Raw genomic sequence first — 20,594 nt, forward strand, 5'->3', positions numbered from 1 at the left:
GCAGCGGGGTGCGCTGCGCGGGTTGCGAAGTCACGAGGCCCCTTGTGCGGCGGGCTGCGCGTCCTGCGTGAACCGGAGGACCTCGCCGTGATCGCCCTCCATCAGGAAGCAGCCGTTCTTGCCGAACATCTCGCCCTGCTGAGCGGGGGTGCAGATGGGCAAGAAGGTGCGCAGCACCCGGGGATCATAGAAGCGAAAGTAGAGACGGGGAGCCCCCGGGGTGGTGTTCACCATCAGGATCCGGCGAAAATGGGTGCGCACGTCGTCGAGCGGGCGACGGCTGGTCAGGAAGATCCCCCAGCTCTGTCCCCAGCCATGCTGGACGAGGCGCTCGAGCAGGCCGTCGGGCTCGGTGAGTGCGACGAGGTGGGGGGCGACGTCGGAGAGGGCCTCGCCTTTCACCCCGTCGTAAAGCGAGCGGTGGGCTTCGACGGACTCGCGGAGGCAGGGCAGGATGCGCGGGTCACGCGCGGCGTCGAGGACGGCGAAGAGCGGCTCCTTCTCGGCGCGGAGGCGCGAGAGGACGCGGGCCTCGAGGTCGGCGAGGGCGGTGGGGTCCTCCTTCGGGGGGGTGGACGCGCCCTCGACGTAGACCATGAAGCTGGAGTCGCCGGCGCGGATCCAGGCGCCGTGCGCGACCTCGGCCTCCTTGACGGGCTCGCCGTTGAGCAGGGTCCCCTGGGCGCTGCCGAGATCCTCGAGCTGGCACCGCGCGCCGTCCCACGAGAGGCCGAAGTGCACGCCGGACATCTGGCGGTCGTTCGCCACGAAGAGGTCCGAGGGCGCGGTCCTCCCGACGCGGAGCTTGCCGCCGGGAGGGATCACGGCCGACTGGCCGCTCTGGCGTCCGCCCCGGATCTCGACGATGAGCCGCGGCGCTCGGCTCATTTCGCCGGGCCCTTCGGGTCGACGTCGGGGGCCGCCTCGCACTCCTCGCAGAAGGGCGTGCCCCCGCGGGAGGCGGACACGAGGGTGTTGGCCTGGACCGACATGCCGATGTTCACGGTGGGGCAGCCGAAGCCGATGGTGCCGGTCGGGACCACGGCGTGGGCGATGGGATCGCCGAGGCGCGCCGCGGGCAGGCCCTCGATGCGCACCGTGGGCTCGCCCTTGAGGATGATCCCGTTCCCGCCGATGCAGACGATCGGGTCGCCCATGCGCGCGGCCGGAAGGAAGCCGATCCTCACGGTGCCGACGCGGGGCTGCACGACGCCGCTCGAAGGCGTCATGGGGTGCAGGGTGCACAGATGGAAGTCGGTCATTCTGGCTGCAGGCGGCATGGCGTCTCCCTCCTTCCCTTCACTGGCCGAGCCGGGTCTTGCTGACGTCGTCGGGCTCCGGCTTCTTCGGCTCGACGATCTTCGCCTCGACGGCGGCGTCGGCGGCGTCCGGTGAGGCGGTGGAGACCATGCCGGCGATCCCGCCGCTGTTGATGTTCACCAGGGTGCCGACGATGGTGATGCCCATGGCGTTGATGCGGATGAAGCCGCCAGGGCCCTTGAGGGTGAGATCGCGGGAGGCCTCGATGACCAGCTCGGTCCCGGCCTTGAGGTGGATCTCGTCGCCCGCGTCGAGGAGGTGGCTCTTCTTGACCTTGACGTGGCGGCTCCCTCCGACGGTGAGCGAGTCCTTGCCACCCACCGCGCGGCGCCGGTCGCCCTTCACCTGGAGGTGCGCGTCGCCGCCGATCTGCTCCTTCTGCGTGGCCTTGACCACGAGGTCCTGGCTCTTGCCGATCACGAGCTGGTGGGCGCCCTGGGTGATCTCGATCTCGTCTGCCTTCACCAGCTTCCGGCGGTCCTTGCCGATGGCGTAGGTGCGGTCGGCGTCGGTGATCTCCGTGCGCTCGCCGAGGGTGACCTCCATCCGGTTTCGGCCCGTCGTCTCGAGATCGTCGTTCTTGACGAAGCGCTGCCGGTCGTTGACCACGGTGATGGTCTCGTCGTTGAGGACCAGCTTGCGCAGGTTCTTCTGCGCCTGGATGTAGACGAGCTCCTTCTTCGCGAGGTCCTCGAAGAGGATCTCGTTGAAGCCGCCGCCGCGGGGCGAGGAGTCGCTCCTCCAGGTGCTGCGCGTCTTGTGATCGGGCAGCTTGTACGGGACCTGGTTCGTCCCGTTGAAGACGCGGCCGACGATGATCGGCTGGTCGGGGTCGCCCACGAGGAAGCCGACGAGGACTTCCTGCCCGATGCGCGGGAGGTTCAGCGAGCCGAAGGCCGCGCCGGCCCAGCCCTGGCTGACGCGCATCCAGCAGGAGCTGTTGTCGTCGTTCTTGCCCTCGCGATCCCAGGGGAACTGCACGCGCACGCGCCCGAACTCGTCGGTGTGGATCTCCTCGCCCGGTGGGCCGACGACGGTCGCGCTCTGCACGCCCTTCACCTCCGGCTTGGGGGTGCTCATCGGCGGGCGGTACGGCTCCGCGGCGAAGACGGCCTTGGCGTCCATCGACCACTCGCCGACGGCCGTCCCTTCCATGCGGCAGTCGGTGATGAGGAGCTGCTTGCTGGTGTGCAGCTCGTTGCGCGGGTGATCGTCGATGGTGAACAGCTCGCCGGGCTCGAGGCCGAAGACGTTGGTGATGAACGAGACCTGGCGCTTGCCGGTGCGCTCGGCGTCGCGGACCAGCTCGACGAATCCCTTGCCGTTGTTCGCGTCGTGCCGCGCGATGCCCTTGCGGTCGGCCACGGGGGTATTGCTCGCCTTGCCGGTCTCGGCGAGGAACGCGCCCGGCAGGTAATGGTACTGCTCGTAGTTGGTCTCCGGCGTGGTGCCAGCGGTCGTCTTCTCGAAGAGGGGGAAGCCAGGGTTCCGGAAGTCGTGGTCGCGCAAGGTGTAGCTGCCCGGGCGGACCCCGTGGACGATGCGCACCTCGGACACGAACTCCTTCTGCGCGGCCTGGTTGGGGTTGTCGACGTAGGGGATCGGGGAGGCCTTGTGCAGCTCGCCGAGGGTCAGGTTGTCGGCGAGGGTCAGCGTGGAGCCCTGCTGGATGTGCTGGAAATGGAAGGCGATGCCGGCCTCCTCCAGCAGGCGCCGGACGAACGCATAATCGCTCTCGCCGTATTGCACCTTGTATTCGAGCTTGGGGTATTCACCACGCCGGATCTTCCATTTCCGCTCGGTCTTCCACTCGGTGAAGATCTCGTCGACGATGTCGGGGATCGAGACGTGCTGGAAGATGCGGTAGTTGCGCCGCTGGGTGAGCAGCCACAGCTCGGGAACGATCTCGACCGAGTAGGTGGAGCGTCCCTCGTCCGAGACCTCCGTCTGCACGTGCTCGATGTTGCTGACGATGCCCCGCCACTTGCGCCCCCAGCGGCTGACGTGCTGAGCGCCGCTCTCGATCTCGAAGACCACCGGCCTGCCGACGAGTGCCGACAGATCGACGTCCGCGCTCGGCGACATGGCCACCACGGAGAGGGAGAAGATCTCCGAGATGCCTTCCTGCACCGAGAAGGCGCGCGACTCGAGGGTGGCATCCCCCTTCCCGTCGAAATTGAGCCTGAGCTTCCTCATGACGTGGCAACCCTTTCCAGTTTCCTCGACTCGACCCGACGTCCGTCACGACGCGCGGTTCCGGCGCGCATGGCGATCTCGGGGAGAAGCCGGTTTCTCCGCAGATCCAGATGAAAACCACCACCAGAGGTGGCGAACCTTGTCAAGTGGCCGCCGGCGGCCTGCACCGCGCGGAACCCTCGTGCGTCAATTTTGCGCGCCTTCACGCGACCGTTGCGCGCCTTCGCGCTCCTCCCCCCTTCAGTTCAGCCCTGCCGGGCAGTCGATGATCTGAAAGTCGATCGGGATCGATCCTGCGTCGGTATTGCCGATCTTGGAGAACACCTGGGGCGCGAGATCGAGGTAGCGGGTGCCCCCGTTGAGGCTGAAGTCATTGCTCTCGTCGATGATGCGCGCAATCGCCGTGGCGCCGTAGCCGCCGCCGAACGATTTCGAGGTGACCCTGACGCACTTGTTGCAGAGCACGTTGATGCCGTGCTGCTGGAAGAAGTCGCGGCGGATCGCGGTCACCTGCATGCCGTAGGTCTGGGGGCTGAGGTTGCATTTGACCGAGGTGGCCGGGATGCCGTCGTAGATGTTGTACGACGCATAGCCCGAGTGTGTGGCGCCGCCCGGATTGGGGCCCGGATCAGGGTTCGGGTTTGGATTGGGGTTCGGGTTGGGGTTCGGGTTTGGATTGGGATCGGGGTTCGGGTTCGGCGTGGAGCACGTGGAGGTCTCTCGCCAGAGGGCGGCGACCACGCTCGGCACCCAGCCCGCGAGGCTCGTGTGGCCCTGGATGCACTCGTAAGACTTGCCCTCGTAGCGCACGGCGGCGCCGGTCGCGTAGGTGACGCCTTCGGCCCAGGCAGGGGCGCTGGCACATCCGGCGAGGGCGCTGTCCTGGTCCTCGGCGAACTCCTCGGGTTCGAAGGGCTCACCGATGCAGCCCATCGCGGTCACGGCGATGACTGCCAGCAAGGGCAGTCCGAGGCGGTCGGCGATCATGGTTCGTCGCATGGGGGTGCTCCTCTCGGGAAACGCCGCGGCTCTTCACGCTGCGGTCCGATCCGATGGGCTGGCTGATTGCACGAGGTGGGCCAGCGGCGCTGCGGGGTCCGAGTGGCGCGCGATCCGGCCTGGTTACGCCGTCTGCGCGTGGGAGGCGCGGTGCGGGAGCGCCTCGGGAGGCGTGCGCGCGATCCATCGGATCACCCCCCCGATGATCTGACGGATCACCCCGGAGGGAGGCGAAGGCGGGGCATCTCGAAGAGGTCCGTCAAGCGCACGTACATGCCGGCGCCGTGCATGCGGCCGAGGAGCTTCAGTCTCGGCGTGTCGATGTGGCACCGGGCGGGATCGAGCACGACGTCGTCGCGGACGTGGATCGCCACGACGCGGGCGATGATGAGGACGTTGTCGGCACCGACGGGGTGGATGTCCAGCTTCACGCACTCGAAGGCGACGGGGCTCTCGCCGATCCGCGGGGGCTTGATCTTCGAGGAGGGGACGCGGGTGAGGCCGGCCTCGGCCAGCTCGTCGACGCCCTGGGGGAAGTCGATGGCGGTGACGTTCATCTGGGTGGCCAGGTCCTCGGAGACGAGGTTGACGACCAGCTCGCCGGTGAGGGCGACGTTGGCGGCGGTGTCCTTGGGATGGCCAGGTCCGCGAGCGCCCACGCCGATGCAGATCACCGGGGGATCGCCGGAGAAGACGTTGAAGAAGGAGAAGGGCGCGGCGTTGACTTCGCCGTCAGGGCTCTGGGTGACGACCCAGGCGATGGGTCGGGGGACGATGGTGGCGGTGAGGAGCTTGTAGACGCTGGTCGGGGGGAGCTGCTGGACGTCGAAGAGCATGGCGATGTCGCAGAGAGCATACGACGGCGCTGCCCGAGGGCCCGAGCGCGCTCAGGGGCGGCGCAGGATGCGCTGGTTTCCGTAAAAGGCGTCCACGGTGACGATGACGTCGTTGAAGGCCCGCTCGAACAGGCCAGGGGTGTAGTTCTTGTCGGTGCCCGTCCAGATCGCGCTGGTGCCCGACCAGGTCTCGAAGTTCACCGTCGTGCCGACGTAGCCGACGCGGCAGCTCCGCTGCTCCGGGGGGGTGCTCGCCAGGTCGGGCGCGCCGGCCTTGTCTTCGTCCGTGCAGAAGGCGACCCCCACCGGGCCGTTGCCGACGCGGATGGCGTACGGGGCGTAGGCGTTGTACCGCCGGCCCGTCCCCGGGTGGATCCGGGCGCGGTAGGGCGTGCGGCGCATGGCGTCGTCCCAGGTCCTGCCGCCGTCCCAGGACTGGGTGGCGTGGATCTCGTTGGCGCGCGCGCCGCCCGAAGGGAACGGCTCCACGCCCTCGACCACCGCCATCAAGCGATCGCCGCCGAGCTGCACCACGGTCGGCATGCCCTCGCGGGACAGGGCGCCCGCAGCCTTCTCTCGCGACACGGTGACCACGCCGTAGGCGCTCCAGGCGCCGCTGATCCCGCTTCGACCTTGCATGGCGATCCACTGGTGCCCGGGGAAGCCCTTCACGGCCGCGAGCTCTTCGGAGTCGTAATAGACCTGGAGATCGCCGTTCCCCCGGATGAACAGGAACGGGGCGCCGACGAACCGGGACACGGGTCCGACGACGGTGCTGTCGTAGACCCAGCTGTCGCCGTCGTTGTTGCTCCGGGTCACGGTGACGCGGAACTTGCCGGCGCTGAACTCGCGGAAGGCGCAGAAGATGGTGGTCGTGCCGGGCACGCGGAGCATGGTGACGTCGCCGAAATCGACCGCGGGGTTGTTCGCCACCGAGCCGCGCCGGAACCAGCTCGCGCCGTTGGTCGTGCTGGCCCAGACCTCGATCTCGTGCCCCGAGCTGCGCGGGCCCAGCAGCATGCCGTCCGCGCGGCGGATGATGCTCCGGATCGGGGCCCCGCCGCCGGCCTGGAGGACGGTCCAGCCCGGGCCCTGGAGGGCGTCTTCGTGCTGGGTGACGGGCTCGTCGAGCGCTTCGGTCTCCAGCTCGTCGAGCACGCCCTCGTCGTCGACGGGAGCACAGGCGGAGAGCAGCAAGGGGAGCGGGAGGAGGGCGAGAGCGACGGCGCTCGCGGCGAGGACACGGCACGCGCTGCGGTGCTTCATGGCCGGTGAGGGTACTCACCGGGGAGCCACATCAGAGCATGTTCGTCACGGAAATCGACCCCTCGACCGGTGTGGCGTCGACGCATCGGCCCAGACGAGAAATCTTCGTGATGGTCATGTTCGACGTGAACTCACTCACCGAGGCCGTGCCAGCGTCGATGCAGTAGAGCGCTCCGCCATCCGGCGCTTCGGGGGGCGTGATGAGGTAGCCTCCCGTCAATTTTCCCCTGGAAACGTACACCTGCATGAGGCGGGCGTCGTCGCTCCTGAAATTCGGCATCCAGCGCGTCTCGTCGCTGTACCTGACGTAGTCGGCCGTGAAGAGATCGTCCGACCAGTCGATGGTCGCGCCGTCGATCTGCCCGCTGAAGTCGCTGTGACCATCAGGGCAGGAGCCCTCCCTCGATACGCAGAGGCTCAAGGTCCCCTCCACGGGGGAGCCAGGACAAGCGCCGAGCCGCGAAAGCGAGGTGAGCGTGTAGTTCATGCCGCGGACGCCCTGTGACGCTTGCTCGATCGTGGTGCCAGCGCCCGCGCAGTACCACTCGCCCCCCAGGAACCCTCCGTCGGAGAACCGGAACAGGCCGGTGGCCTCCATGGCTTCTCCGTCGCGGAGCGTCTCGATCCCCTCGTCGCCCTGGAGCAAGGTCTTGCCCTTGGCGCGCGTCTCGACGTCCAGGAGACCAAACACCGTCGTCGAGCGCAGTCGATAGCATTCGTCGACGGTCTGGCCGTCCATGGAGCCGACCCAGCGCTCGCTGAAGCCCTCGCAGACGCCACCGCCCTCGTCGTCACGGCAAGCCGTGTGGCCCAGGAGCGCGACGATCAGGATGGCCGAGGAAGGAGTGTGCATGGACCGCATGAGCTGGAAGCTCCTTACCACCCGAGACCACCCGAGAGGGGGCGAGCAGCTTCTCCAGGCGCACGCCACGCTGTCAAGGACGCCTCCGCGCCGCAGGTCAATGGGCCTGGATCCCCTGCCCTGGAGCCATGTCGGCTTCGTCCCGACCATCCACGGCGCCTTCCTCCCCACCATCAAGGCAAGCACGCGCCCCCTGAAGGCAACCGCGCGGGCGATGCTACAGTGCCCGCCCATGCGCAACCTGGCACTTGCTCTCACGACCGCGCTCTTGACCTTGCTGCAGACGACGGACGTCCTCGCCTGCAAATGTGTTCCCCCTCCGCCGGTCGCCACGGCCCTCGAACAGTCCGAGGCCGTGTTCGCCGGAAAAGTCGTCGGCATCGCGAAGCAGAGCAGCGACGAGACGGTCCCCCTCGTGGTCAAGCTGGACGTGTCTCGGGCGTGGAAGGGGAAGGTCGGGAGCACCGTGGAAGTGCGCACCGCGACGAGCAGCGCTGCCTGCGGCCTGTACTTCGAGGAAGGCAAGGAGTGGTTGATCTACGCGGGCTCGCGCGAGGGCTCGCTGGTCGCGAGCTTGTGCTCCCGCTCCAAGCTCTTCGATACGGCCGCCGAAGATGTGGCGCAGCTCGGTGAGGGGACGGTCCCCGAGGGCGCCGCGCCTCCGCCAGCCGGGAGCGGTGAGCCGCCGCCCGGCAGCGAGCCGCCGCCGCCGGTGAACAGCCCGCCGCCTCCCATCCCCGGGAACGAGCCGCCGCCAGTGCCGCCGGGCGCGAATGGCTGCGCGTGCGAGGTGGCCGAGGCAGGGGGCTCCCCGTGGGGCTTCGCGGTGGCGCTGGCAGGGGTGGGTGCCGTCGCGGCACGCCGTCGCGCACGCGCCAGCGAGCGGCAGCGCACGACCCCGCGGGGTTGAGCTCCGAAAGGAAGCCCACGGGCCTCACGAAGGACGCATCGGGGCGGATACGAGGACGGACCACCGCCAGAGATCCAGCCCCGGTCGCGAGGAACGGAACGTGGATCGTGTAGACCAGGAAGCCCCGATCCTCTCCTGCGCCCACTGCGGCGTCGGGCTCCGCGTCGATCCCGGAACGCGTGACGCCCGATGCCGCCACTGCGGGGCCTCCACCGCGCTGTCCGAGCGCATGCGCGAGCAAGCTCGGACCTACCGGGAGCGGGTCGAGGCGGAACTCGACCGCATGGGCCTCGTCGAGGCGATCTCACAGAGCGCGGCGTCCGGCGTGCTGGACCGCCTCGTCGAGCGTCACATCCACGTCTTTCTGGTGCTCGTCGTGATGCGCTCGGCACTCGCCCTGGCCCCTGCGGAGAGCCTCGCGTGGCTCTCGCGGTCCATCGCTGCGGGGGTGCTCTACGTGGGCCTCGCGCTATGCGTGGGCCTGTTCTGGCTCGGTCTGAAGCGCGCGCTCCGCACGGTGCGCCTGGAGGGCGACGAGCCGCTGGTGACGCCCACGGCGGGCGCGATCGCACCCACGGATCAGCAGGCCGATCTGGCGCAGGCGCGCGCCTCCCGGACCCGGGTCAGGGAGCACGGCGAGGACGCGCGCCGTCGCACGGTCGAGCTGCTGGCGCGCATCCTCTGGAACCTTCCGCTCATGATCCCGGCGTACGTCGCCATCCTCGTCGCTGGCTCGTTCGGCCGTGCCATGCCCGAGCTGCGGCTGCCGCTCCTCGCAGGGGGGGTCGGGCTCAGCGCGCTGCTGCTCGGTGGGAGCGTCGTCCTCGATCGCCGGGGCGCGAGGAAGTCCCGGCACCGCACCGCACTGGAAGGGCTGGCGAGCTGCTACGGGACCCGGATGCGCGAGGACGGGACACGCGCCGCCGTCACGTGGCTCGATGCGCACTGGGCGGCGAGCACGCCGGAAGGGGCACTGGAGATCGCGAAGAGCAGCGAGGGATCCCCGGTCGTGCGGCGCAGCGTGTCCCTCCACCACCGCGACGTCGCGGTGCTGGTGATGCTCGCCCACGCCCCGCACGTGCAGCGCCTCGACGTCTTCCTCGCGAGCTACGTCCCCGGGCGCACGCGGCGCGCCGACCTACCCGCCGCGGACGAGCTGCGGGCGGCGGGCTTCCGGCTCACGCTGGGCCCCGCCGGGCTCCACCTGCTCTACCCGAGCAGTGACGCGCGCTTCTGCGACCCCGAGGCCGCCATCTGGATGCTGGAACGGGCCGTGTACGTTCTGCACCAGACCGCGAGCGTCCGGGCCGCGTCCTGAGTCCTGCGGCCAGGGCGGCTGGGTCGCGCGCTCCTCCCGCAGGGACGTCAGAGGATGTCAGGTGCCGGCGGGATCGCCGGAGATGCCCGTCGCGTCGCGCGAGGCCTCCGAGGCGTCGCGTGAGGTCCCCGAAGCGAGACGCACGAGGGCCTCGCCCGTCACCCGCTGAACCGTCCACCCATCCATCCCTTGCGCCCCTAGCGAGCGATAGAAGCGCAGCGCCGGCTCGTTCCAGTCGAGCACCGACCACTCGAACCGCCCGTAGCCACGGGCAACGGCGAGGCGCGCCAGCGCGGTCATGAGCGCCGCACCGACGCCTCGCTTCCGGGCCGCCGGGCGCACGAAGAGGTCTTCCAGGTACAGCCCGGGCCTGGCCAGGAACGTCGAGTAGCTGGTGAAATACAGCGCGAGCCCGACGGGCTCCCCCTCCAGCACCGCGAGCAGCACCTCGGCGGCGGGCTTCACGCCGAACAGCGTCGCTCGGAGGCCAGCTTCATCGGCCACGCACTCGTGGAGCAGCTTCTCGTAGGCGGCCAGCTCCCGGATGAACGCGAGGATCACCGGCACATCGTCGGCCACCGCGACACGCAGCGCGAGACCAGGGACCTCGGTGGCCAGCGGATCGAGGGAGGTCATGACACCACGCGCTCGATGAAGTTCAGCCGGTACCCATCCGGGTCCGACACGATGATCTCCCGCGTGTGCCAGGGCTGCATCACCGGGCCCTCGATGCTGATCCCGTGCGCCTGCGCGCGAGCCGCCACCACGTCCACGCCGCCACCCTCGACGCGGAACCCCAGCAGTACACCGACGCCCTTGCGCGCCTCCAGCGCCATCCCGAGCGGCGGGGTGACGAGGTAGACGTCCGCCTGACTTCCCCAGCGCAGGTGGACGAATGGCGGCTCGGCCTGGATCGTCTCGAAGCCCAGCGCCTCGTAGAAGCGGACCGAGCGCTCCGCGTCCGACGTCAAGATCTTCACGAACGAGGTCATGGCCTGTGCAGCGTCCTCCACACGCCTTCCGTAGCACGGGAGCCCTGACACTTCAGCCGGAAGGACCACGCCCATCCGCGCAACACCGGTCCTTTTTCGGCCCTCGTCACTCGTGCCGCTTGACCTCGATGGCCTCGGCGGTTGACCTCGAAGGCCGCACCGCGTCCCGAGCGCGCGTGTTCGAAGACCTCGGAGGATCATCCACCATGCAGACCACGACCCCGCATCTCGATGCCCTGGCCATCCACATCGAAGAGATCAAGGCGGAGAAGGCCATCCACGCGCTGAAGGCGTCCTACATCCGCATCCTGGACGCGCTGACACAGACCCCTGATCGCGCCGACGAGCTGCTCGCACTGTTCGTCGACGACTGCGAGACCGAGTACGCCCACTTCGGCAAGTTCTGCGGGAAAGAAGCCCTGCGGACGTGGTTCCACGACACCATCCCATCGTTCACCCGCTGGTCGTTCCACACCGTCTGCCTCCCCGTGCTCTCCATCGACGGGGACACCGCACGCGGCAGCTGGCGCTTCACGGCCTACATGGTGCAACGCGGGAACGAGGCGGCCGGCGTGCAGCTCCACTACGGCGACTACGAGGACGTCTACGTCCGCACGAAGGACGGCTGGCGCTTCCGCTCGACGAAGCTCGCGGTCAGCGCGCCGCCCCAGGACTGAACCCCCGCCTGGTGACGCATCGAGGACGGCCGTCTCCTCTGGCAAAGGCGCCTGGCCGTCCCCTCGACGCTCACGCAGGAAGCCGACCGACGACACGACAGTCCGGCGACCCGTCCGGTTGGACCACCTGCAAGCTCGCGTCGCGCAATGCAGCAGCACGCGCTGCTCCGTGAAGCTCCTCGTGCTGCAGGGAGCGTCGCGCCGGGTCGCCCGCGAAGTCCGCCCACCACACCGTCGTGACCGCCAATGTCGATGAAGCGGGCATCGACGGCTCACGATCCCCGACCCCTCGCGAGAAGGAACCGGCGCAGACGATGACGACAGGGCTCGTCTCCACGAGGCCGTCCGCACAGAAATCAGCGGCGTTTCCACGCGATGGCTCGCGCTCGACGAGCCTCGCAAAAAGCTGACGGCAGCGGCGCCTACCGATTCCAAGCGAGATGCATCGCGTTTATTCTCGCCTCCGTCGGGCCGCGGCGTTGCTCACGACCAGGGAGCCCAGACACCCCTCTCGAACAGGAACCAGATCCGATGACCCCTCGACATCTCCTGGCCACGTTAGCAACCACGGCAATGCTCGGCGGAATCCACGCCTGCTCGCTCGACTGGGTCGGCGAGTCGCTCCGCGACGACTTCCCTTCAGGCTGCAAGTCCTACTGCTCTTGCTGGCACTGTGAACCCGACTGGTTCGACCGATGCCGCGAGGAGGAACTCTCCATCCGGGGGGCCGCCGAGGAGCACGGCTGTCAGCACATCGTCCGCGATTACTACCAGTGCATCGCCAGCCGTGTCTGCGAGGAAGGGCTGAAAGGGTTCGGCGCCTGTCCCCGCCTCGAGCCAGAGGTCCTCCAGTGTGCCAGCGACTTCTGCTTCACCCATCACGATGGCGTCTGTGACGAGCCGGGTGGAACTGGCCGCTGTCAGCCGGGAAGCGACTCCTACGACTGCGGGTACTGCCCCGGAGAGAACGATGGCCGCTGTGATCGAACCTGCCCGCCGGGGACCGACCTCGCAGACTGCACCTGCGACTACGAGAACAACGGTGTCTGCGACGGGCCAGAAGGGACCGGCCTCTGCGCTCACGAGACCGACATCGACGACTGCGTCTGCCCCACCCGCAACGACGGCATCTGCGACGAACGCCTGGGGACGGGTAGCTGTTCCGATGGGACCGATGTCGAGGACTGCGAGGCCTGTTCCATGGCAGGAACCGACTGTGAGACGTGTCAGGCCTGCGCCAGACGGTTCGTCTGCGCCGAGGAGGCCGAGGACTGTCGGACCGGCCGGGTCTGCAGCGAGTACGATGCCTGTGTCACCGCGTGCGAGCCGTCATGTGCGTCCGATCCATGGCCCGAAAACTGTCTCGCCGCTTGCGTCTCGGGCTCCCTGGGCTGCCTGGGCCGACACCCTGACGCTCCAGCAGCCCAGCTCGCGCTGACCTCGTGCCTGGACACGGCGTGCGCCGCCCAGTGCAGCGGTGCCCCGTGATCCGTGAAGCTCCCCGTGCCGCAAGTCGCGTCGAGCCACCCGTGAAGTCTCCCCACGACACCCTCCTGACCGCTGACCTCAATGAATCGGGCTTCACCAGTCCATGATCCCCACCCCTCGCGAAAATGGACCAGCCCAGACCATGACGAGACGACACCTCCAGGCCGTTCTAGCGACCCTCACATTGCAAGACGTACTGCTCCTGCTGGCACTATGAGCCCTGGTGGATCGAGCAATGCGCAGAGGATGCACGCCAGGCACGCCAGGCACGCCAGGCACGAGAACTCCATGGTTGTGCCGAGGATGTCCAGCGCTACGACGAGTGCGCCTCCGCCCACGTCTGCGAAGAGGGCTCTACGATCCCCTCGTGCGCCTCGCAATGCAGCGGCGCCCCCTGATCAGTCAGCCTCCTCGTGCTGCAAGGCGCGACGCGAGGTCGGCACCTCCGGGATGGCGTTCCCTTGCAAGGGAACGTCGTCCCACACACTCCACGCATTGAAGAAGACCGAGGCGAGCGCCGCGTCCTCGAACGTCACGGGGCGCATCACCGCAATGCACGAGGTATCCACTGGCGCCTCGTGGTCGAGGACGAAATTCGCAATGATCCGGGCGCCACAGGGAACGCCGTCGCCGAGCGTGGTCGGTGATTGCGTGGAGGTGACGTGCGGCGCATTGGGAACGGCCACGAACGTCTGGTGTGGCCCATCGAAATGGGCCGCCGCGAGTTCGGCCTGAGCAATGGGCGTCTGCGGATCGAGCGTGCCATTGAGCACGAGCAGCGGGACGTCCACCTGAGGCCACGCCTGCGTGTAGGCATCGGCCGGGTACTTGGGCCAGAGTGCGAACGCCTCGCCACGGGCAGAAGCCCAGTTCGGGCCGTAGAGCGAAGCGTCGGCGCGGGCTTGCAGCTCCGCCGGGCTCGGGGGCGGCGTCTCCCACAGCTCGGAGAAATCGATGTGGACCTCGAGCGCCTGCGAGAAGCCCGCGAGGTCATAGGGTTCGAACCAGAAGGACTTGAACTCGTCGATGGCGGCGAGGTCCTCGGCGGAGCACCGCTCCAGCCTGTACGGCAAGGCCAGCGAGAGCAGGCGCGAACGCCAGCCCATGAACAGGCCCGACATGATCTCGCGGAGCATGGGCCGGTCGATGCCCGCCTCCGCGCAGTGGCCCGTGTCGAGCAAGTTGAAGATCGCGCCGAGCCGCGCCCACGGGTCGGGGCCCAGCTTGCTGCTGCACAGGGGATCCGCCGCGCACAGGGCCGCGTAGGCCTGCGCTGGAGGATCGTAGGACTGATCGAGACGAGAGACGAAGAGCTCCCCCGGCGCCACGAAGGCCTCAAGGATCACGCCCGTGGGCTGCTCGGGGAAGAGGTGCAGGTAGCGCAGGCCGAGGTAGGTGCCGTACGAGAGGCCGTAGACGAAGACCGGCTGCCCTGGAGCGCGCGTTCGTTCGACGAGGGTGCCGAGATCCCGGGCCGCGCTGGTGACGGTCAGGAAGGGCAGCTCCGTGGCGCGCTCCGAGGCGACCTGAGCGGCGCAGGCGGGCCACTCTTCGGCCAGGATGAGCTGCCCTCCGGGCGAGGCGGCATCCTCGGCGTCGCAACCGAGGTACGCAGAGCGGCCGGTGCCGCGGTGGTCGGGGATGTAGAGGTCGACATCGGGCATCAAGGACGCGAACCGATCGACCATGCCGAAGAAGAACGACTCCCCCGAGCTGCCCGGTCCGCCTTGCAGCATCCAGAGCTGCGCGGCGTCGGGGTTTCCCGAGAGGCGCCGGGCGACGAAGACGTCGAGGGTCGGCCCCTCGGGGTGGTCGTGGTCGAGCGGCAAGGGCACCAGGGCGCACTCCGCTTCCGCGTAGGTCTCCGGACAAGGCCCCCAGACGATGGGCACGTCATCGCCCCCCTGGCCGCCCGCGCCGCCCTGCCCCCCCTCGGCGCCGTGCCCTCCCTGCCCGTCGTCCCCTCCCGTGCCGCCGCTGCCGGTGGATGCGGTCTCGGACGTGGCCGACGACCCGGAGCCGTCTCCCTCGCAGCTCGGGAGGAAGACAGCGGGGGCCAGGGCGATGAGCGGAGCGACGAGGTAGAGCGGTTTCTGCATGAAGACTCCCTGAAGGAGGAGACGGCGCCCAGCGGGGCGGTGAGAACGACGGCGCGCGCAGCATCGTCGCTCACCCGGCCCTCACGGTCGACCTGCCTCGCTCCCGGAGGAGCGCGCCGAGGTCAGCTCAGGGCCTGAACAGCCCCGAGAGAATCGGCGCTCCCTCCCGGAGCGGTACGTAGGCCTTGCCAGGAGCGTCTGCTTCGCTCCGCGGGATGGCGACCACCGAGACCTGAACCAGCTCGCCAGGCGTGAGGAGGGTGGGAGGGAGGACGACCTGGGTATCGCTCGTGTAGACGACGAACTCCGGAGGAGAGATCGGGCCGATGTTGGGCGTCTGCGTGAAGCGGGTGAGCTGAATCGCGTACGAGAACGTGCCGCTGATGGCTGGAGGATCCCAGCTCACGGTCGGCGTCACCCCCACGTCGAGGAGCGGTCGCTGGGCATCCTGCCCGTTGATCCGGAGAGCCTGCGGCGGGGAGAAGCGGGGCGAGAAGCTGGTCTCTCCGCGCGCGTCCACCGGAAGCGCCGCATGCGCGTTGACGAAGACGCCGACGCGCTCGTCCGAGCCAGGGACCTCCAGCTCGGCCACGAGGGTGACGGAAGCAAGGCCATAGGTCTGCCATGCGGACGGGAAAGGATTTCCGTAGGAGAGCGCGACATCGATGTCTGCCAAGGGCGCGCCGACGTGCGAAAGGAGGGCGGGAGGTCTCCTGAAACCGAGCAAGCCTGCTGTGGGCTGTGCATGCACCTTGACGCCGTAGCCTGCCGCCTTGGCCTCCGGGTGGACCGAGGCCGCCAGCGCTTCGAACTCGGAGAGCTTCCAATCGAGGTGGAGTTCGGCCTGCGGCGCGGCCGTCAGGCTGCCACGGATCGGTGTCGTCGCGCCGTCGACCTGCGTGAACGAGGGGACAGCAAACACCCGCTCCAGGGCAAGGGTGGGCTCCACCTCGTTCGTTCCTGGCGACGGTTGCTCGACGTACTCGAGAAGCAAGGCTTCGTCGCCGCGATCGCCATCGACGAGATGGGCCACGGTGAGGTCCAGCATGTCGAAGGAATCGTCGATGCTGGTCGCGCCTAGGGCGATCTCGCTGGTGAGGACGTCGTCGAAGGTACCGACCGCGCCCGCTCCCGGGCTGTAGAGGACGAGCTGATTGCCTTCCTGCCACGGGCTCATTCCATCGAGCGCGATCTGGACGAGCGACGGCTGCGTGACGGCGCCGACGTCCGGCCGCTGAAGGACGTACCGCCCCAGGTCCAGCTCACGCTCGGACGTCACCACAATCTCGCTCGGGGAGAGCCCCTGCGGGCCGACGAACACGTACAGCTCACCGTCGGGCACGCCTGGAAAGCGCGCGTGGTCGTCCGAGAACTCTCCCTCGAAGAAGCGAAAGCCCCCCTCGTCATCGCGCGCCGCCACACGCAATGCCCCTTCGTGGAGGGGTCTCCCTTGCACCCTCTCCCCCTCGGCGGTCAGGTAGACGTCGTCGAAGAACACGGTCAGCTCGGAGGGCTCGGACAGCGCGGATTCCTCGATGCAACCCGTGGCTCCGAGCGATGCGGCGAGAAGCCAGGAACCATGAATCCAGGTGCGTCGCGTCGTGCGGGAATGAAGATGCCTCATCTCGGGCCACGTCCTTTCTGGGGTGCTGCACTGCGTGGCAGACCGCTGCCGCCGTCCCGTCGAGCGTGGGTCACCTCGATCGGAGCGCGCAGAACGGCGCGTCTCCACAGCAAGCCTTGCGCCAGCCCGGATCACCCCACAGCGCGCCACGGCCAGCCTGCATTCCCGGCCGATCTCAGGAAGCGCGCCGACGCCCCGCCCCGGCCCTCGCGCCAGAACCCGCCGCGTGCCTCGCGCCAGAGAGGGACGACTTGCGCAAGACCCGCGCAATCCGCGTGTCCCCCCCGGGGCCTCGCTCAGCGCGCGCCGGCCGGGTCCACGGTCCGCATCGAGGCGCGCCCCACCATGATGTCGACCATCTTCTTCGCGCGCCGCAGCACCCCCTCTTGCACGTAAGGGACGCCGTACTTCTCGCAGATGGCCTTCACCCGGGGCTGCGCCCGCTGGTACTGGCGCATGGGCAGGTGCGGCCAGAGGTGATGCTCGATCTGGTAGTTGAGGAAGCCGTGGAAGAAGTCGACCACGTCACTGCCGGTCGCATAGTTCACCGACCCGATCACCTGCCGCACCGAGAACTCGGAGTGACTCTTCGCCCGCCCCTCGAAGCGGTAGAGATCCTCTCCCGCGTGGTTCGGGCCGATCAGGATGAAGCTCTGGATGTTCGTGAGCACCTCGGCGAACACGCTGTTGAGAAAGACGCTCCCCACGGCCCATGGACCGAGCGGGGAGAACAGCGCCGGGAGCGCCCCGAAGCGGAGCCCAGCATACGGCAGCACGCAGGTCGCCCAGAAGGAACGCCCCTCCTCGGTGAACGGGTCGAAGGCGGAGATCAAGCGGATCGGGGTGCCATCGTCCTGCTCTCCCGCGCGACGCCGCTGCACGCGCCGCCACTCCAGGAACGTGTTGGGTGCGTAGTAGGTGAGCTTCCAGGTGCAGGCGAAGAACGCCACGATCGCGTGCTTGGCCACGAGGGGCAGGTCCGACTGGCGGAGCCACTCCATGTTCTCCTCCACCAGATCGGGGTCGGAGGTCTCGCCCGTGTTCCCGTGGTGGAGCGCGTTGTGCTCGTGCCGCCAGGCGTCGGGGTGGATCCAGTCCGGCCAGTCGAGGAAGCGACGCCACCCCACGGCGAAGCCGCGCCCCGTCTGGTGCTCGGGTACGTCGGGCACCCGGTCGTAGCCGCGGTGCGCGATGTGGTGGGTCACCATCGTCCAGCGCGCCGTGTTGCCCTGCGCGATGAGCAGCGCCGAGATCGGGTTGGGTGCGATCCACGCGGTCGCGTAGCCGAGCGCCGAGCATCCCCTGCCCCACCACTGCATCTTGCGGAGGTGCTCAAGGTCCTCGGGGCCGATCGACGCCTCCAGCTCCTTCCGGAGGTCGAGCAGCTCCCGCGCGAAAGCCTCCTTCCTGGCGAAGGGAGAGGGCGAGGCCTCGACGCTCGGGAGACCCTCGTCGGTCGACGAGGGAGGGTCGACGCGCGCCGGAGCAGGGCCTGGCTTCTTGGTGCTGACGAAGGGAGGAAGCGTGCCCGCTCCGGACTGGACGTCCGTGGCGTTCGCCCGGACCTCTTCGATCGACATAGGACGGAACCTACCACGCTGGGTCCATCCCCCGTGGGCGGGAAACGCGCCGCGTCGATACCGATCGCGGCCCCTCCTTGATTTGCTGCGGAACGCCTGCGAACGAACGCGGCCGTGTCGCGTGCGGAGACGCACGCGGAGAAGAGAAATTTTCAATCGGCAGGCGAAGCTCCACGCGCGCGGAGGACCGTCTTCCGGAATCGGCGCCGCGACGTCAGGGGCCTCGCCTCGGAGAGCCCCAGGCGCCGAGCGCACGCGCAGTTCCCGTCTCCTCTTTCGCACGCAGCGCGTACGCCATGCCCACCTGGAGCGAGCGAAGCGTGGTGATCCCGGAGAAGTCGACGCCCAGTGCGACCAGCGTCTGGGAAATCACCGGGCTGAGTCCGGTCAAGACCACCTCGGCGCCGAGGAGCTGCACGGCCCTTGCGGCTCGAAGCAGGGCCGCAGCGACCGTCTCGTCCACCGTGCGCACGCCCGTCACGTCGAGCAGGGCGATCCGCGCGCTCTGCTCGGAGACACCTCGGAGAAGGGTCTCCATGATCTGCGCGGCGCGCTCTGCATCGACGCTGCCGACCAGGGGCATGGCGATGACACCATCTGCGAGCGGAACCAGAGGCGTCGCCAGCTCGCGAAGTGCCTCTTGCTGGGCGCGGATCAGCTCCTGCTGCAGCGCCGCGCGCTCGGTGTTGAGCAGCTCGACCTTGCGCCGCTCCTGGACCTTCTCGGTCACCTCGACGATGAGGACGAGGATGCCCTCGACGGCCCCTGTCGGAGAGCGCACCGGCTGGTAGGTGAAATCGAGCCATTTCTCCACGAGTGGCCCCTCCTCGCTCGACTTGAGGAGGATGGGGACATCCGAGGCGGCGTAAGGCACGCCGGTCTGCAAGACCTCGGTCAGGATGTCCACGAATCCCTGGCCCGTGATCTCGGGCAAGGCCTCGCGAATCGGCTTCCCCAGGATCGAGCGGCTGCCGGTGAGCTCGAAGTAACGGCTGTTGGCCAGGTCGTAGACGAACTCGGGGCCACGCAGGTAACACACGCCCGCCGGTAGCCCCATCAGCAGATGGACCGCGTGGCGCTGCTCGCCGTGCAGCGCGTCACGCAAGGACTGCAGCTCCGCACGAAGGCGATCCCGCTCCGAGTTCAGCTCGGCGAGACGCGGATCGAGCGGTTCTCCCTCTAAATCGCAATTCATCGAGCACTCTCCCGTCCAGCACTGATGCGCACCAGAATCTGACGTGACCCACGCCACGACCGGACGCCCTGGACCATAGATCACGCCTTTCTTTGTGAGCTGTCCAGTCACCATGATCGTACGAGACATTGCTCGGCCCGGAGAATCTCCAGAAGCTCCACAAGTCGGTCGAACATGCGCTCCGCCCACACCATGATGTTGTGGTGGGTATGCGGTTCCTCGAGGACCGTCACGGACATGTGGCATCGCTGCAATCGCAATTGTGCGATTTCACCAGCACGGGACCAGCTCTCGGAGCTGGACTCACTCAATTGATGGTGCGCTGCTCGCGCGTGCTCGCCAGGGTCCGTGGGAGGTCGATCTGCGCGGACCAGCCGAACGTCTCGCGGAACGCTCGCCCCGTGAGGACGCAGGGGAACTTGAAGAAATTGACGAGATACTCCGGGAACGCCGAGATCGTCTTGAGGTAGAGCGTCACCAGGCTCGACGGGATGGGGAACGAGCGCGCGCCGGCGAGGTCGAGCGCCGTGCGCCAGGGGACGACGTCGTCGCCCGTCACATTGAAGACGCCGCGAGCGCTGCCCTTCATCGCAGCCTCGATGGCCGCGCCGAGATCGTCCTGGTGGATGAACTGGGTCATCGGGTTGAAGCCGGCCAGGTGCGGGACGCGAGGGAGCCTGAGGAGAGAACTCATGCTGTTCCGGATCGACGGGCCCACGACGTTCGTCGGGCGGAGCACCACGACGCGCACCTCGGGGTGCTGGTAGATCCAGGTGGTCGCCATGTTGTCGAGCTGGATCGCGTCGGCGATCTCGGGGAACTCGTAGCCGGCGCGCAGCGGGTCCGCCTCGGAGATGGGCGTGTGGTTGCGCGGGTGGGCGCCGTAGATGTGGAACGTCGAGAGCACCACGAGCGATCCGACGCCGTGCGCGCGGCAGAGGTTCAAGATCTTCTGCGTCCCCAGGACGTTCAGCTCGAAGCGGCGCTCGATCTCCTGAGAGAGATTGCCGACCCGGCCGAGGTGGAGCACCGCGTCGAAGGCGTGCTTGCGGAAGACGTCTTCGATGGCGGTCTTGTCGTAGCTCGCGCGGTACAGGGTCACGCCGTCCATCGGAGGCGCTTCTCGGTAATCGACGCCAACGACGCCATGTCCCGCGGCCACGAGGCGGCCCGCCACGTCTCGTGCGAGCCCCCCGGCGAAACCCGTGATCAGAATGACACCCACAGGAAGC

At 68.4% G+C, this 20,594-nt stretch carries 18 protein-coding genes; 4 read left to right on the top strand and 14 right to left on the bottom strand.

What is annotated here, in order from left to right; translation table 11 throughout:
* Positions 1 to 30: 30 nt before the first annotated feature.
* The 7 genes from CMC5_RS26070 to CMC5_RS26100 form a co-directional block, all read right to left on the bottom strand.
* Positions 31 to 888 carry a DUF4123 domain-containing protein gene (locus CMC5_RS26070; RefSeq protein WP_050432951.1) on the bottom strand — a complete coding sequence of 286 codons (858 nt, stop codon included), beginning with the start codon at positions 886 to 888 and terminating at the stop codon, positions 31 to 33.
* On the bottom strand, positions 885 to 1,280 hold the full coding sequence (locus CMC5_RS26075; RefSeq protein WP_050432952.1) for a PAAR domain-containing protein: 396 nt from the start codon (positions 1,278 to 1,280) through the stop codon (positions 885 to 887). Before CMC5_RS26075 ends, CMC5_RS26070 begins: the two co-directional genes overlap by 4 nt.
* 19 nt (positions 1,281 to 1,299) lie before the next feature.
* Positions 1,300 to 3,516, bottom strand: a complete 2,217-nt coding sequence (locus CMC5_RS26080) for a type VI secretion system Vgr family protein (RefSeq protein WP_050432953.1) — start codon at positions 3,514 to 3,516, stop codon at positions 1,300 to 1,302.
* A 240-nt stretch (positions 3,517 to 3,756) separates the two neighbouring features.
* Positions 3,757 to 4,515, bottom strand: coding sequence for a carbohydrate-binding protein (locus CMC5_RS26085; protein WP_156338874.1), 759 nt, complete (start codon positions 4,513 to 4,515; stop codon positions 3,757 to 3,759).
* A 215-nt stretch (positions 4,516 to 4,730) separates the two neighbouring features.
* Positions 4,731 to 5,351, bottom strand: a complete 621-nt coding sequence (locus tag CMC5_RS26090) for a flavin reductase family protein (RefSeq protein WP_050432955.1) — start codon at positions 5,349 to 5,351, stop codon at positions 4,731 to 4,733.
* 51 nt (positions 5,352 to 5,402) lie between these two features.
* Entirely contained in the window at positions 5,403 to 6,617 is a 1,215-nt protein-coding gene (locus tag CMC5_RS26095) for a hypothetical protein (RefSeq protein WP_050432956.1), read from the bottom strand.
* Positions 6,618 to 6,648: 31 nt separating this feature from the next.
* A complete protein-coding gene (locus CMC5_RS26100; protein WP_050432957.1) occupies positions 6,649 to 7,479 on the bottom strand; it encodes a hypothetical protein in 831 nt (276 codons plus the stop codon).
* A gap of 232 nt (positions 7,480 to 7,711) precedes the next feature.
* On the opposite strand from CMC5_RS26100, the gene CMC5_RS46645 reads away from it, so the two are divergent.
* Positions 7,712 to 8,389 carry an MYXO-CTERM sorting domain-containing protein gene (locus tag CMC5_RS46645; protein ID WP_179955481.1) on the top strand — a complete coding sequence of 226 codons (678 nt, stop codon included), beginning with the start codon at positions 7,712 to 7,714 and terminating at the stop codon, positions 8,387 to 8,389.
* Positions 8,390 to 8,489: 100 nt separating this feature from the next.
* The gene (locus CMC5_RS26110; RefSeq protein WP_156338875.1) at positions 8,490 to 9,707 is read left to right on the top strand and encodes a TFIIB-type zinc ribbon-containing protein; all 1,218 of its coding nucleotides are present in this window, start codon (positions 8,490 to 8,492) and stop codon (positions 9,705 to 9,707) included.
* Positions 9,708 to 9,764: 57 nt separating this feature from the next.
* Here the strand turns inward: CMC5_RS26110 and CMC5_RS26115 are convergent, their stop codons facing one another.
* The gene (locus tag CMC5_RS26115; protein WP_050432960.1) at positions 9,765 to 10,343 is read right to left on the bottom strand and encodes a GNAT family N-acetyltransferase; all 579 of its coding nucleotides are present in this window, start codon (positions 10,341 to 10,343) and stop codon (positions 9,765 to 9,767) included.
* On the bottom strand, positions 10,340 to 10,699 hold the full coding sequence (locus CMC5_RS26120; protein WP_050432961.1) for a VOC family protein: 360 nt from the start codon (positions 10,697 to 10,699) through the stop codon (positions 10,340 to 10,342). Before CMC5_RS26120 ends, CMC5_RS26115 begins: the two co-directional genes overlap by 4 nt.
* 206 nt (positions 10,700 to 10,905) lie before the next feature.
* Between CMC5_RS26120 and CMC5_RS46075 the strand changes: the two genes are divergently transcribed.
* Together CMC5_RS46075 and CMC5_RS26135 are read left to right on the top strand one after the other, a co-directional pair.
* Positions 10,906 to 11,376 (top strand): nuclear transport factor 2 family protein, encoded by a 471-nt coding sequence (locus tag CMC5_RS46075; RefSeq protein WP_082363518.1) that lies wholly within the window; start codon positions 10,906 to 10,908, stop codon positions 11,374 to 11,376.
* A 573-nt stretch (positions 11,377 to 11,949) separates the two neighbouring features.
* On the top strand, positions 11,950 to 12,864 hold the full coding sequence (locus CMC5_RS26135; protein ID WP_050432964.1) for a hypothetical protein: 915 nt from the start codon (positions 11,950 to 11,952) through the stop codon (positions 12,862 to 12,864).
* A gap of 398 nt (positions 12,865 to 13,262) precedes the next feature.
* Here the strand turns inward: CMC5_RS26135 and CMC5_RS26140 are convergent, their stop codons facing one another.
* From CMC5_RS26140 to CMC5_RS26160, 5 genes are all read right to left on the bottom strand, one after another.
* A complete protein-coding gene (locus CMC5_RS26140; RefSeq protein ID WP_050432965.1) occupies positions 13,263 to 14,963 on the bottom strand; it encodes an alpha/beta hydrolase in 1,701 nt (566 codons plus the stop codon).
* A gap of 127 nt (positions 14,964 to 15,090) precedes the next feature.
* Entirely contained in the window at positions 15,091 to 16,587 is a 1,497-nt protein-coding gene (locus CMC5_RS26145; protein WP_050432966.1) for a hypothetical protein, read from the bottom strand.
* 296 nt (positions 16,588 to 16,883) lie between these two features.
* Entirely contained in the window at positions 16,884 to 18,167 is a 1,284-nt protein-coding gene (locus CMC5_RS26150; protein WP_082362803.1) for a fatty acid desaturase family protein, read from the bottom strand.
* A gap of 214 nt (positions 18,168 to 18,381) precedes the next feature.
* The gene (locus CMC5_RS47835; RefSeq protein ID WP_245677767.1) at positions 18,382 to 19,362 is read right to left on the bottom strand and encodes an STAS domain-containing protein; all 981 of its coding nucleotides are present in this window, start codon (positions 19,360 to 19,362) and stop codon (positions 18,382 to 18,384) included.
* Between the two features lie 307 nt (positions 19,363 to 19,669).
* A complete protein-coding gene (locus tag CMC5_RS26160; RefSeq protein WP_050432968.1) occupies positions 19,670 to 20,587 on the bottom strand; it encodes an NAD-dependent epimerase/dehydratase family protein in 918 nt (305 codons plus the stop codon).
* Positions 20,588 to 20,594: the final 7 nt, after the last annotated feature.

The organism is Chondromyces crocatus (genome assembly GCF_001189295.1).
In the GTDB taxonomy this organism is placed as follows: domain Bacteria; phylum Myxococcota_A; class Polyangia; order Polyangiales; family Polyangiaceae; genus Chondromyces; species Chondromyces crocatus.

Excerpts from the sequence above, each read along its gene's own strand:
- CMC5_RS46645 (WP_179955481.1), top strand. The coding sequence starts at position 7,712 with ATGCGCAACCTGGCACTTGCTCTCACGACCGCGCTCTTGACCTTGCTG.
- CMC5_RS47835 (WP_245677767.1), bottom strand. The coding sequence starts at position 19,362 with ATGAATTGCGATTTAGAGGGAGAACCGCTCGATCCGCGTCTCGCCGAG.
- CMC5_RS26140 (WP_050432965.1), bottom strand. The coding sequence starts at position 14,963 with ATGCAGAAACCGCTCTACCTCGTCGCTCCGCTCATCGCCCTGGCCCCC.
- CMC5_RS26070 (WP_050432951.1), bottom strand. The coding sequence starts at position 888 with ATGAGCCGAGCGCCGCGGCTCATCGTCGAGATCCGGGGCGGACGCCAG.
- CMC5_RS46075 (WP_082363518.1), top strand. The coding sequence starts at position 10,906 with ATGCAGACCACGACCCCGCATCTCGATGCCCTGGCCATCCACATCGAA.
- CMC5_RS26085 (WP_156338874.1), bottom strand. The coding sequence starts at position 4,515 with ATGCGACGAACCATGATCGCCGACCGCCTCGGACTGCCCTTGCTGGCA.
- CMC5_RS26090 (WP_050432955.1), bottom strand. The coding sequence starts at position 5,351 with ATGCTCTTCGACGTCCAGCAGCTCCCCCCGACCAGCGTCTACAAGCTC.
- CMC5_RS26075 (WP_050432952.1), bottom strand. The coding sequence starts at position 1,280 with ATGCCGCCTGCAGCCAGAATGACCGACTTCCATCTGTGCACCCTGCAC.
- CMC5_RS26135 (WP_050432964.1), top strand. The coding sequence starts at position 11,950 with ATGCTCGGCGGAATCCACGCCTGCTCGCTCGACTGGGTCGGCGAGTCG.
- CMC5_RS26080 (WP_050432953.1), bottom strand. The coding sequence starts at position 3,516 with ATGAGGAAGCTCAGGCTCAATTTCGACGGGAAGGGGGATGCCACCCTC.
- CMC5_RS26145 (WP_050432966.1), bottom strand. The coding sequence starts at position 16,587 with ATGAGGCATCTTCATTCCCGCACGACGCGACGCACCTGGATTCATGGT.
- CMC5_RS26115 (WP_050432960.1), bottom strand. The coding sequence starts at position 10,343 with ATGACCTCCCTCGATCCGCTGGCCACCGAGGTCCCTGGTCTCGCGCTG.
- CMC5_RS26100 (WP_050432957.1), bottom strand. The coding sequence starts at position 7,479 with ATGCGGTCCATGCACACTCCTTCCTCGGCCATCCTGATCGTCGCGCTC.
- CMC5_RS26120 (WP_050432961.1), bottom strand. The coding sequence starts at position 10,699 with ATGACCTCGTTCGTGAAGATCTTGACGTCGGACGCGGAGCGCTCGGTC.
- CMC5_RS26095 (WP_050432956.1), bottom strand. The coding sequence starts at position 6,617 with ATGAAGCACCGCAGCGCGTGCCGTGTCCTCGCCGCGAGCGCCGTCGCT.
- CMC5_RS26150 (WP_082362803.1), bottom strand. The coding sequence starts at position 18,167 with ATGTCGATCGAAGAGGTCCGGGCGAACGCCACGGACGTCCAGTCCGGA.